General features: G+C 66.0%; 13 protein-coding genes. 7 read left to right on the forward strand and 6 right to left on the reverse strand.

Annotated features, from left to right (window positions below; translation table 11 throughout):
- Positions 1-155 precede the first annotated feature (155 nt).
- The 6 genes from QP165_RS03140 to QP165_RS03165 all read right to left on the reverse strand — a co-directional run bounded on the left by QP165_RS03140 (position 156) and on the right by QP165_RS03165 (position 6,821).
- A complete protein-coding gene (locus QP165_RS03140) occupies positions 156-2,630 on the reverse strand; it encodes a TonB-dependent receptor plug domain-containing protein (RefSeq protein WP_333993744.1) in 2,475 nt (824 codons plus the stop codon).
- Between the two features lie 179 nt (positions 2,631-2,809).
- Positions 2,810-4,915 (reverse strand): glutaminase family protein, encoded by a 2,106-nt coding sequence (locus QP165_RS03145; RefSeq protein WP_333993746.1) that lies wholly within the window; start codon positions 4,913-4,915, stop codon positions 2,810-2,812.
- A 318-nt stretch (positions 4,916-5,233) separates the two neighbouring features.
- On the reverse strand, positions 5,234-5,608 hold the full coding sequence (locus tag QP165_RS03150; protein ID WP_333993748.1) for a hypothetical protein: 375 nt from the start codon (positions 5,606-5,608) through the stop codon (positions 5,234-5,236).
- A 72-nt stretch (positions 5,609-5,680) separates the two neighbouring features.
- Entirely contained in the window at positions 5,681-6,139 is a 459-nt protein-coding gene (locus tag QP165_RS03155) for a hypothetical protein (RefSeq protein WP_333993750.1), read from the reverse strand.
- A 92-nt stretch (positions 6,140-6,231) separates the two neighbouring features.
- On the reverse strand, positions 6,232-6,525 hold the full coding sequence (locus tag QP165_RS03160; protein WP_333993752.1) for a DUF1488 family protein: 294 nt from the start codon (positions 6,523-6,525) through the stop codon (positions 6,232-6,234).
- A gap of 5 nt (positions 6,526-6,530) precedes the next feature.
- Positions 6,531-6,821, reverse strand: coding sequence for a hypothetical protein (locus tag QP165_RS03165; RefSeq protein WP_333993753.1), 291 nt, complete (start codon positions 6,819-6,821; stop codon positions 6,531-6,533).
- A 171-nt stretch (positions 6,822-6,992) separates the two neighbouring features.
- On the opposite strand from QP165_RS03165, the gene QP165_RS03170 reads away from it, so the two are divergent.
- From QP165_RS03170 to QP165_RS03200, 7 genes are all read left to right on the forward strand, one after another.
- Positions 6,993-7,823, forward strand: a complete 831-nt coding sequence (locus QP165_RS03170; protein WP_333993755.1) for an aldo/keto reductase — start codon at positions 6,993-6,995, stop codon at positions 7,821-7,823.
- A gap of 124 nt (positions 7,824-7,947) precedes the next feature.
- A complete protein-coding gene (locus QP165_RS03175; protein WP_333993756.1) occupies positions 7,948-8,340 on the forward strand; it encodes a ribonuclease inhibitor in 393 nt (130 codons plus the stop codon).
- A 49-nt stretch (positions 8,341-8,389) separates the two neighbouring features.
- Positions 8,390-8,890: a DUF6438 domain-containing protein gene (locus QP165_RS03180; RefSeq protein WP_333993757.1), complete on the forward strand. Its 501-nt coding sequence runs from the start codon at positions 8,390-8,392 to the stop codon at positions 8,888-8,890.
- Positions 8,891-9,007: 117 nt separating this feature from the next.
- Entirely contained in the window at positions 9,008-9,289 is a 282-nt protein-coding gene (locus QP165_RS03185) for an I78 family peptidase inhibitor (protein WP_333993758.1), read from the forward strand.
- Between the two features lie 10 nt (positions 9,290-9,299).
- The gene (locus tag QP165_RS03190) at positions 9,300-9,674 is read left to right on the forward strand and encodes a hypothetical protein (RefSeq protein WP_333993759.1); all 375 of its coding nucleotides are present in this window, start codon (positions 9,300-9,302) and stop codon (positions 9,672-9,674) included.
- 109 nt (positions 9,675-9,783) lie between these two features.
- On the forward strand, positions 9,784-10,599 hold the full coding sequence (locus QP165_RS03195) for an NIPSNAP family protein (protein WP_333993761.1): 816 nt from the start codon (positions 9,784-9,786) through the stop codon (positions 10,597-10,599).
- Positions 10,600-10,800: 201 nt separating this feature from the next.
- Positions 10,801-11,544, forward strand: coding sequence for a 3-keto-disaccharide hydrolase (locus QP165_RS03200; protein ID WP_333993762.1), 744 nt, complete (start codon positions 10,801-10,803; stop codon positions 11,542-11,544).

An 11,544-nucleotide genomic window follows, 5' to 3' on the forward strand; every position in this document is an offset into this window, starting at 1 on the left:
TTCCCGCGTTGCTGTTCGTGACGGGCCTGCTCCACTGGCTGCGGCGGCGGCGCGCTGCTCGGGGGGCTGATGCCCGTTCGTCGTCGCTCCAGCCCGCGGGTCGCCAGGCGAGGAAGGAAAGGCGACGCGGATCGCCGCCTTTCCAGGGAAGCAGCTTACCAGTTCACCCCGAGGCGCGCGTAGAGGTAGCGGCCGTTGAAGCCGAACGGCGAGTAATAGGGGAAGCCCAGCACCCCGGTCGAGTTGTTCGCCGCGATCGTCCGATCCGGATAGACGTCGAACACGTTGCTCACCCCCAGCCCGATCTGCGCGCCCTTCGCCGCGGCATAGCGCAGCTCGAGATCGGTGATCGCGTGCTTGCCCGTATGGACGTCGGCGCTGGCGATCGTTCCCGCCTGGTTGACGTTGCCATAATAGGTCACGCGGGCGAGCGCGCCGATCTCGTCGAGCGACCAGTCGAGCGTGCCGGTCACCTTTTGCTGCGGTGTCCCGTCCTCCAGCGTCAGGATGCGGCTGCGTGCGAACAGGGTCGGCGCAGGGTTGAGCGTCGCGGTTGAGGTAGGCACGCGCGTCACCTTCACGTCGTTGATGTTGCCGGCGAGCGTGAGGTCGAACGCCCCGGCAGTCGCGGTTCGCAGCCGGTAATGCGCGACCACGTCGATCCCCTTGGTGGTCGAGGCCAGCCCGTTGATGAAGAACCGCGCCGCCGAGACGTTGAACGGGTTCAGTAGTCCCGCGACCTGCGGGCTGAACGTCGCCGCGATGTTCTCCGACAGGCCGATCTGGTCGCGGATATGGATGCGATAGGCATCCACGGTCAGGTCGAAGCCGCCGGCGCGGATTACCGTACCGACCGACAGGTTGGTCGACTTTTCGGGCTCGAGCGGCAACCCGCCGAGCGCGGTACCGACCGCGCTGGTCGACGGGTAGGTGCCGGTCTGGATCGGCACGCCGTTGCTCACGACCTGCGCGACCTGCGTGAAATATTGCTGCTGGAGCGACGGCGCGCGGAAGCCCGTCGAGGCAGTGCCGCGCACCGCGAACCAGTCGGCGATATCGTAGCGCGCCGAGACCTTGCCCGTCGCGGTGGTGCCGAAGTCGGAATAGTCCTCGGCGCGCCCCGCTATCCCGAGCAGCAGCGAGTCGGTCACCTGCGCGTCGAGATCGAGGTAGATGCTGCCGTTGCGCCGGCTCCGCTCGGTCGCGTTGAGAGGCGAGAAGCCGCCAAATCCCTGCGCGCCGGGCGCCACGCTGGTACCGGCGGGAATACCTGTGACCGTCCCCGCCACCGGATAGCCGTAGGATGCAAGCTCACCCGCGGTGATCTTGTACCCCTCACGCCGTCCCTCGATCCCGAAGGCGACGTTGAGCGACTCGAACACGTCGAACTTGCGCGTGACGTCGAGCCCGGCGACATATTGGTCATAGGCGAGCGACCCGTCGTCGAACGTGCGCGGGGTCGCGGTCCCGAAGGCGTAGTTTGCCGAGTTGAGCGTCCGGAAGTCGATCGTGTTGCGGCCATAGCTGAGCGACAGGTCGATATCGAACCCCGCGGCGTCGCCGCGCAGCCCCACCGCCGAGTTGATGTCCTTCGACTTGGTGTTGATGATCGGCAGGAAGCCGGCGGAATAGCCCGCCCGATCGAGCAATGGCTGCGCGGCGGTCGTCGCGATCCGCGGGAATGCCGCGCTGCGGCTGTCGCGGTCCTGATAGCCGCCGAACGCATAGACGCTTAGATGATCGGTGAGCGACGTCCCCGCGTTGACGAAGCCGGTATATTGCTCGACCGCGGGATCACCGTAGCGGCCGGTCACACGGGTCGGGCTGACGCGCGGATCGAAGTCCGCGCGATTGGTCGGCAGTCGCTTGGTGTACTCGCCCGACACAGTCAGATAGCCATCCCGGCCAAACCCGATGCCCTGCCAGACCGATGCGGTCAGCGTGTGCTCGCCGGTGACGTCGCGGCTGCCGCGCGCGGTGTCGACCTTGGTATTGTAGAAGCCGTAGGTCACCTGCGCGCCGCCGCCGCTGCGCGCCTGCCGCAGCCTGAGATTGACGACGCCCGCGATCGCATCCGAGCCATATTGTGCCGATGCACCGTCGCGCAGCACCTCGATCCGGTCGAGCGCGACGGTCGGAATCGTGTTCAGATCGACCGCCGCCGATCCGCGCCCGACGGTGCCGTTTGTATTGAGCAGCGCCGAGGTGTGGCCGCGAATGCCGTTGACCAGCACCAATGTCTGGTCGGGCGACAGGCCGCGAAGCGTCGCCGGGCGGATTGCGTCGGTGCCGTCGTTGGCGGCGGGGCGCGGGAAGTCGATCGACGGCGCGATCGCCGACAGCGCCGCGCCGAGCTCGGTCGTTCCCTGCCGTTGCAGGCTGGCTCCGCTGAGCACGTCGACCGGCGATGCGCTGTCCAGACGGCTTCGTCCCTCGACGCGCGTGCCGGTGACGATGATGTCGTCACCCTCTTCGGGCGTCGACGCAGCGTCCGCGACGGGTGCCGCCTGCGCCTCTTCGGACTGGCCCCCGACGGGACGTGGCGCCTGCCGTTGCGCCGAAGCGGGGGACGCCTGTCCGGCGGCCGTCGCGAGTGCGGCGGCGGTGAGCAGAAGCTCGGTGACCATCATTTCGTATTATCCCTGTCGAATCCTGCCGCCCGCCTGCGCGCTTGCACAGGCGACAGCGAGCCGCCGATCTAGACCGACCCGACCACGCAGGCTGGCTAGAAAAACTTGTGCTGGCAGGGGCTTCGGCTTTGCTGCGCTGCAGCAACGCGCTCTTGCAGATCTCGACCCGGCGATCCGCGTCACTGCGGCTTTCGCGCGCGCCCGGCCCATTTGCTCCATACCGCCGGCGCCGTGAGCATTTTCATGTACACACCGCCGACCACGGCGCGTGCCTGGAACCCGACCTGCGCCCCGTCCCTCGTCTCGTACCAGTCGCTGAGCGGCACGCGACTGGGCGTTTCACGCATGTAGCGGTGCACCGGCGCGATCAGCTGCTCGAACTCCGACCGGTCGTCGGACAGTGTCGCGCTCCAGACGATCCAGTCGAGCTTGGTATAGGTCTTCCGGCTATCCAGCGGCAGGCCGTAGGGCTGCTGGTTCTTCAGGTAGAAACCGACCTCCTGGCGCAACAGCGATGCGGGGAACAGGTTGCGGCCGAGTACCTTGTCCCAGGCGAGATTGTACTTCTGGCTCCACGTGCCGGGGCGGTCGAATGCCAGCCGTGTATGGTCGCCGTCCTGCGCCATCGTGAGCCACTTGGCGGCCATCTGCCGCGACAGCGCATGATAGCGCGTCGCTTCCGCCTTCTTGCCGAGTAGCCGGGCAAGTTCGGCATAGCTGTCGAGTGCACTGATCGCCTTGATCGACAGATTGGTGTTGTGCGCGAGGTGGCCGGCAAAATCGTCGGTGCTGAGCTGATTCTCGGGATCGAGGCCCTTGTCGCGCAGATAGACCGCCCAGCGTTGCAGCAGCGGCCAATAGCGTTCCGCGAAATCGGCATTGCCGCGGATCTTCGCGATCGCGCCGATCATCAGCAGCATGTTGCCGCTTTCCTCGACCGGCATCTGGTCGTCCTCGGTGCGCTCGCCGCCGCCATAGACCTGGCCGTTCGCCTGCGGATAGGTGCCGATGTCATGCGGCGCGAAGGGGAAGCGCCACCGCGGCATCTGCGCATAGTCGAGGATCGGGCGCAGCTGCGCCTCGAGCAGATCGGGATTGAGCAGCAGGAAGAAGGGCGACGTCGGATAGGTGATGTCGACCGTGGCGATGCAGCCATTGCTGAAATTCTCCTTGGAGAAATACAGCGGTCGCCCGTCGATGTCGGCGACGAGCTTGTGCGCGGCCAGCGTCTGCCGGTACGCCACCACCGCGATCTCCGCATAGGCACGGCCGCCGACGCGTTCGAGGTCGGCGGTGAGTTCGCGGTCGAATGCCTCGCCGCGTTTGCGCAGAGCCGTTTCCTCCGCCTCCGCCTTGAGCAGGACGTCGGCCATCGTCATGCCGTCGCGCCGCCAATAGGCGGGCAGCCGCCGCTTGAAATACTCGATTCCGTCGATGTCGTCATAGGCGACCATCGCGCGCCGCGTGTCCGCGGTCTCGCCGACGTCGCCGAAGTCGACCAGCATCGCCATCGCCGGCCGGTCCTGATGCGCGAGCCGCGGCATCGCCATGTCGTCGGCGTCGGGCATCCGGCCGGACTTGAGGAATCGATCGCGTCCGCTTTCGCCAACCGTCGCGGTCATCGTCCCCGCCTGTCGCGGCACGGCGAGCTGTGCCCAGCCCCAGTCGATGCGCAGATTGTCGCCGACCTTCTCCAACACCTGCTGCGTGTTGGTACCGATCCGCATCACGGCCATGTCCCCGACGCGGCTGGTGCCCCAGACGACGGATTGCTGTTCGTTGTCGACTGCGAGCTGCGCGCTTGCGTCGAAATACAGCTGCACGGCGTGGCGGCGCGCGTCGGTCGCGCGCACCGTCCAGCTCAGATACGTCACCGGCCGCGAGAGCAGATCGAGATCGTCGGGCAGTGCGGGCGTGAAGAACGTCGCGGTCAACCGGACACCCCCGCCTTCATACTCGTAGGTGGTGCGCGTCGGGGTCAGTGCGCGCGACGTCTGCTTCATCGCGTCGCCGGCCCCGCCTTGCCCCATGAAGCGCAGCGGCGTGCCGTCGACACGGAGCCATCCGGTCATTTGCTGGTCCGTACCCGTCCAGTGCCGGGTCGATTGCTCCGTCGTCGTGTCGGCGAGACTCCAGACGCTGAAATACGGATCATGCGCGATCAGCGGGGTCGCGGGCGTGCGCGTCGTCACGGGTTCCTGCGCGACCAGCGGCTGCGCCGCGCTGGTCGCGCAGAGCAGCGACAAAGCGACCCGGTGCCGGGCGATCGATCGGAGAAATGCCATCTGGGAAGTCCTTCACGAGGCTTTTGCGCGGCAGATGCGGCGCAGGAAGCGGGCCGGGGCGAGACGGTTCTCACATCGCGCGGAACCTCGCGCGGCTACCGTCGAATGTCGGAGGCTTTACGTCCGTTCTTGAACGGCGTGCCGGTCAGGGTCGTGGCATCGAACATCATCCTTCCCGTGGCGACACATCGATCGTGTGTTCAACGCCCTTCTCGCCGCTGTGATTAATAAGATAAAGCATTTTCTTGTTATGATCGTGCAAGGCCCGGCGGGATCATCGGCACCATGCGGCGGGTCTGACGACCGGCCGATGGCGGATCATCGGGTTCTTTCGCGACGCAGGATATGCCGGCTGACCAGGAGACAGACCAGCCATGCTGGCCCACTGGTCGCAACCAGGATCGCGCCTGGTTGTCCGAGCCCGTCGTGAAGCGCCTCGGGTCGGGCCCAGGGCCATGGCCACGAGACGTACAGGCCGTAGACGAGCATCGCGAGTGGCACGACCGTGCCGACGAGGACCACTGCGCTCACAGCAGCATTCGGGGCGCTGCGGCTCCGTCTGACGGCGTAACCCAGCACCGCCGTGATTGCTGCGGCTGGCGGCACCACGAATACGCTCAGGATCAGGGTCATCATCATAGGGCGCAGCATGTCGGCAGCAGAGAACGGCGGCAAGTCATCGCCGTGGATCACGATGCGTTAGTGCAGCCGGGCGCGCGGCCCTACCCTGTTTCCTGAACGCCGCACGGCTTTCGCCAACGCCTGTCAGAGCATGAGGAGCAGCGGCAGCACCGTTCCGATTATCAGCATGAGGATCGATACGCGCCGCGTCGCCGCATTGTTGAGCGCGATCATGACACCCAATACCGACGAGACGATCAGGCCGACCGACAGCAGCGCGACAAAGACCTGCATCGGCAGGCGGGACGGCTTGCTGGACGCTGGCGCGGGCTTCGTGGTCGGCCGGTTCCGCTCTGCCGCGCTCGCGACGGGCCGTTGCGCCTTGCGTTCACCGCCCCGATCGCGGGGCGTTGCGGAATCCTTGTGGACGCTCGCCATCCACACGATCCAGGTCGGCGGCGTACCGCCATAGCCCTTTTCCTCCTGCAGCCGGAAAGTCTGAAGCGCGCCGCTGAGCGCGAACAGCAGGATCGCGGGCGTGAAGAACACGCCGATATAATGGTGGATCCGGCGCAACTGCCGCATCGTCTGCGCCTTCATCATGATCATTCCGTCCTTGCCACCTCGTTGGTGAGCGCCGCGGCGCCGAGCTCCAGCCTCGCCGCATGGTCGAGCGTAACGCCGATGTGCGTCAGCTACTGATCGTCCAGATCCGCGGACGTCAACAATATAGGCGGCTCGCCCCCCAGGCGCCTGACGAATTCGCGTCGGGCAATGTGGTGGATTTCATCCTCATGCTCCTCGAACCCTTCCATCGCGGTCTCGGGGTCGATGCCGTCGAGCGCAGGGTCGATCAGTTCGGCAAGCGCATCCGCGGTGATCAGGAATTCGACCTCACCCAGATCGGTCGTGCCGACAAAGCCGACGCTTTCGCGTTCCGCAACCCATATGCCGGAACCGCCTTCGAAACGAACGCTGGGCTGCGCCATCGCCGTCAGCCTCCGATCGCGGAAGGCGTTGCAGGAAGACGCTCGGCCAGTGACGCGATGCCATCCCCGGTGAACGACGTCGAGGATACGCCGTCGATCAGGACAGCGCGTTCGGTCGTCAGCACCGCCGCCGCCTTGTGATCGGGATCGAGGTCGACCCACGCCCGCACCGCACCGGCCAGGTTGGTGACTTCGGGAAGGTCGCCATCGCCCCTGGGCACATTTTCCAGCGCCGCACTCATGCGCCAGTCGATCTCCGGTGTCTTGGTCGTGTCGCCCCAGATCGCCTCGGTCATCGCATTCCCTTTCCGTGGTCGCGTCGCTCGCTGCGCACCGATCGCGCAAAACGTCCGTCCGATGCAAGCAGGACGCGCCGGCCGGTCCTATTGTTCATTCAAAGCGCGGGATCGATCGCACGCCCGCGCGTTCTGCAGGCGAACGCGGCGACCGCGCCGCAGGAGATCGAGATGCGTACCGTCCAAATCGCGAAAGACACGCATGTGCCCTGTCTCGGGCAGGGGACATGGAACATGGGCGAGGACCCTGCACGGCGCGCGGAAGAGATCGCGGCGCTGCGGGCCGGCGTCGAGCTTGGCGTGACGCTCGTCGACACGGCGGAGATGTACGGCGACGGCGCCGCGGAGCAACTGATCGGCGAGGCGCTGGGGCATGTCCGTGACGATGTGTTCCTCGTGAGCAAGGCGTATCCACAGAATGCGTCGCGCGATCGGTTGCAGCGCGCGTGCGAGGCGAGCCTTCGCCGCCTGGGCACGGATCGACTTGACCTGTACTTGCTGCACTGGCGTGGCCGCATACCCTTGTCCGAGACGATCGAGGGAATGCAGGCGCTGACGAAGGCGGGAAAGATCCGTCATTGGGGCGTGAGCAATCTCGACACGCAGGACATGGACGAGCTGATCGATGCCGGCGGCGCCGCGTGCGTGACCGATCAGATCCTCTACAACCTCACGCGCCGCGGCCCCGAACGCGATCTGCTGCCGTGGCTTGCACGCAATGGCATGTCGGCGATGGCGTATAGCCCGGTCGAGCAAGGCAGGCTGATCGACGCTGCGGAGCTGGCGCTTATCGGTGCCGACATCGCGGCAACGCCCGCGCAGACCGCGCTTGCCTGGACGCTCCGGCACCCGAACGTCATCGCGATCCCGAAAGCCGCCACGGTCGGGCATGTGCGCGAAAACCGGAACGCCGCCGATCTCGCGTTGTCCGACGACATCGTCGCCCGACTGGATGACGCCTTTCCTGCCCCGCGCGGCCCTGTGCCGCTGGAGATGCTATGAGCGCGCGCGGGTGCCTGTCGGTTTATAGTCGCGGCGGGCTGCTCGACCGGGAAGCGCGTACAAAGCCTGCCTCGCTCGCCTGGAGCCCGCTGCAAGCATACGAAACCATGCAGGCCCGTCTGCCGTGACGAAGACCTTGACGATGAGTGGCGGAAATATCGTCGATATCCCCACCTTCTATGCCGAGATCAACCGGGTCTTCATGGCGGGAGAGGATTGGCAGTTGGCCAACAGCCTCGATGCGTTGGACGACCTGCTCTATGGCGGCTATGGCGCGATCACGGGACGCGAGCCGGTCCGCCTCGTCTGGCAGGACATGGCGCAAAGCCGCGCGGCGCTCGGCATCGAGGCAACGCGGGCCTTCCTGTCCGAAAAGATGCAGAGGCCCGACATATTCAACGTGACCGTGATCGGTCGTCAGCTCGACGCGCTGCGCCACGGCACGGGGCAGACCTATTTCGAAATCGTGCTCGAGATCATCGGTGATCATCGAAACATCGAGCTCGTGCCGGCGTGACCCGAGAGGCTCGGGATCGACCGGCAGCAATGACAAAAGGACGATGATGATGGTGCGTACGATTGGATTGATAGCGGGAATTATCGCGCTCGGCGGATGCACGACCGGTGCAGGCGTGGGGCCGCAAGCCGGCATACCCTCGAAACCGCAAATCCGCAGCGTGACCTACGCGACGACACCGTGCCACGGGACCTGCCCGGTCTATACCGTGACGCTCGCGGCCGACGGTGCCGGCGTGTTTACCGGCACCAGCAACACGGCGACGCTCGGCGAACGCCGGTTCAAAGCGACACCCGCGCAGGTCGGCGATTTCTTCACGCGGTTGCAGCCCTATCTTCCAGAGGGCGAACGGCTGCTGACCGGGCCGGACCGCTGTCGGATGTACGCGTCCGATCTGCCGTCTGCGGACGTGCGATGGACCGACGGCAGCCGCTCGGGTCACCTCCTGTACGACTATGGCTGCGACCGCGAGACGCACCGCGCGATGGCGGACGCGTTGCGGGCCGCGCCGCAGGCGTTGCCGATCGCCGCGTTGATCGGCAATCGCTGACGTGCCTGATCGCACCGCGCGATAATTGCGGCGGCGACCAAGGCCAGGCCTCACCGGCGTCGTCTTTGGTTCAGCTTGGCCCCGCTATCCGCGGTGCGACCTCGAAGGAGATACGCGATGAAGACGATTATGGCCGGCACGGTCGTGGCATTGCTCGGCCTCGGTGCCTGTGCCGCTACCGGAGCCGCGGACCGTGGCCAAACCGCGGCGTGCAAGGCCGATGCCGCCGCGACGCTGGCAGGGCAAGTCGCTCCGGACGACGCCGCCATCCTCAAGCGCACGGGGGGCACGATCGTCCGCCGCATCGCGCCGGGCGATCCGACGACGAGGGACTACCGCATCGAGCGCGTCACCGTCACGATCGCCGACGGCCGCATCGTTTCCGCAACCTGCGGCTGAACGCTCGGACATGGTCAGGTCAAGCCTGCTCCTGACGGTGGCGGCGCTGCTCGCGGGTTGCGCAGCGCAGCGGCCCATCGAGGGTCCGGTGCGCCTCGGCCAGATCGCCGCCGTCAACGGACCACGCGTGAGAGCCGACAAGGTGATCGAGGACAGCCGCTGTCCGGTCGACACCCAGTGTGTCTGGGAGGGGCGGCTCGTGGTGCGGGTTACCGTTCTGGGCGGCGGGTGGTCCAGGCAACTCGATCTGACGCTCGGCAATCCCGTCACTGTCGCCGACGGCAGTCTGACGCTTGTCACAGCGACGCCGTCCAAACGATCGGGCGGGCGACGCGACGAGCCCCTGCCCTATCGGTTCACGTTCCAGTTCCAGGGCGGGCTGTGAGCATCTCCAGGGGTCAACCTATAGGCGGAAAGGCTCGCCGTTGCCCTCATCCATTGACGATGCTGGCAGCATGCGCTTCGTTGCGGAAAATGAGCTTGGAGCAGACATTATGGCGTATCCCGTTGATCGACGTTCGCTGCTCGCTGGCGCCGCGCTGGGTGGCGTGACGCTCGCGAGCGCCGACGCGCGTGCGCAGTCCCGCCCCGGGCCAGCCACCCGCCAGGTCATCTACGAGCTTCGAACCTATCATCTGGTCAACGGCCCGATGCGGGCACGCCTCGACGCCTATCTCCGCGAGGCCTTCATCCCCGCCGCAAGGCGCGCGGGGTGCGGTCCGGTGGGGGTATTCACGGTCGCCATCGGTGAGGGCAGCCCGAGCGTCCTCGTCCTCGTCACGCATCCCTCGATGGCGGATTTCCTTGCCATGCCCGACAGGATGAGCGCTGACGCGCGCTATGCCAAGGCGGCCGAGCCGTTTGCCAATGCCACGCCCGAGGCGCCGCCCTACGCCTCGATGGACGTCAAGTTGATGCGGGCCTTCCCGCACGTCCCGGACCTCGAGGTTCCAGACGCCGCCAGTGGCAACGCAGCGCGCATCTTCGAGCTGAGGACATATTACAGCCATAGCGACAAGTCGGGCGCCACCAAAATCGACATGTTCGACACCGGCGGGGAGATTGCGATATTCCGTCGTACCGGCCTGACACCGGTCTTCTTTGCCAAGGACCTGACGGGGCATCGTCTTCCCAGCCTGACCTACATGCTGACCTTCCCGGATCTTGCGACGCGCGAGCGGAACTGGAAGACATTTGCCACGGATCCGGCCTGGCGCACGCTGATCGCGACACCGGGACTTACCGACCCCGAAATCACCACGGGAATAGGAAACCAGATCCTGGCTCCGACGCCCTATTCGCAGATCTGACCGGCTAGGCGGGCTTGGCTCTGCCTCGATCACGTTGATGACAACTGCGCCATTCGCGTTCGCAACGTCGCCACCACGCACCCATTGGACGCAGCCGGAAGCGTTTAGGGCTTTTCTACTGACCTATTATCGTGGAACATGTGCCCTTGATCGTACCGCGCCAACATCCAAAGGCGACGGACCAATCCTTTGGAGAGACCCATGCGTAAGACGGCATGCATAGCGCTGGCCATGTTGGCATTGACCGGATCGACGATCGCTGTCGCGAAGGATGGCACCCCGAACACGCTCACCGCGCGCGAGCGGTCGGCCGGGTGGAAACTACTGTTCGACGGTCGGAATCTCAACGGCTGGGGCTCGTTCTCGGGCGGCGCGCCGTCGCCGGCATGGCAGGTGCGCGACGGTACGCTCGAACTGACCGCGACCAGTGGCAAGATGAGCGGCGGCGATCTCGTCACCGCCGATCGATACGGTGCGTTCGAACTGACGCTCGACTGGAAGGTCCAGGCCGGCGGCAACAGCGGCGTCCTCTATCTCGCGCGCAATCTGCCCGAAACCAAGCAGGTCTACGAGACGGGGCTCGAGATGCAGGTCCTCGACGACGCCGGCCATCCCGACGGCAAGATCCCGTCGCATCACGCGGGTGCGCTCTATGACATCACGATCCCGCCAACGGGCATCTCGCACCCGGCAGGTCAGTGGAACCACGCCCGTCTTCTCGTCGAACCGGGTCGTATCCGGCAATGGCTCAACGGCACGCCGACCGCCGACACATCCTATGGCGACGAAGCCTGGCGAAAGCGGGTCGCCGCATCGAAATTCGCCAAGATGCCGTTCTTCGGCACGTTCGGGGACGGCGTGATCGCGTTGCAGGACCACGGCGAGCCGGTCGCATTCCGTAACATCAAGATCCGCCGCATCGGCCCCAGCGCGAAAGCAGGCTGA

It is taken from the genome of Sphingomonas sp. 22R3R2A-7 (assembly GCF_036856055.1).
Taxonomy (GTDB): domain Bacteria; phylum Pseudomonadota; class Alphaproteobacteria; order Sphingomonadales; family Sphingomonadaceae; genus Sphingomonas.

Coding starts and splice junctions, on each gene's coding strand:
- QP165_RS03200 (WP_333993762.1), top strand. CDS start 10,801: ATGCGTAAGACGGCATGCATAGCGCTGGCCATGTTGGCATTGACCGGA.
- QP165_RS03160 (WP_333993752.1), bottom strand. CDS start 6,525: ATGGCGCAGCCCAGCGTTCGTTTCGAAGGCGGTTCCGGCATATGGGTT.
- QP165_RS03190 (WP_333993759.1), top strand. CDS start 9,300: ATGGTCAGGTCAAGCCTGCTCCTGACGGTGGCGGCGCTGCTCGCGGGT.
- QP165_RS03195 (WP_333993761.1), top strand. CDS start 9,784: ATGGCGTATCCCGTTGATCGACGTTCGCTGCTCGCTGGCGCCGCGCTG.
- QP165_RS03145 (WP_333993746.1), bottom strand. CDS start 4,915: ATGGCATTTCTCCGATCGATCGCCCGGCACCGGGTCGCTTTGTCGCTG.
- QP165_RS03140 (WP_333993744.1), bottom strand. CDS start 2,630: ATGATGGTCACCGAGCTTCTGCTCACCGCCGCCGCACTCGCGACGGCC.
- QP165_RS03185 (WP_333993758.1), top strand. CDS start 9,008: ATGAAGACGATTATGGCCGGCACGGTCGTGGCATTGCTCGGCCTCGGT.
- QP165_RS03180 (WP_333993757.1), top strand. CDS start 8,390: ATGGTGCGTACGATTGGATTGATAGCGGGAATTATCGCGCTCGGCGGA.
- QP165_RS03155 (WP_333993750.1), bottom strand. CDS start 6,139: ATGATGAAGGCGCAGACGATGCGGCAGTTGCGCCGGATCCACCATTAT.
- QP165_RS03165 (WP_333993753.1), bottom strand. CDS start 6,821: ATGACCGAGGCGATCTGGGGCGACACGACCAAGACACCGGAGATCGAC.
- QP165_RS03170 (WP_333993755.1), top strand. CDS start 6,993: ATGCGTACCGTCCAAATCGCGAAAGACACGCATGTGCCCTGTCTCGGG.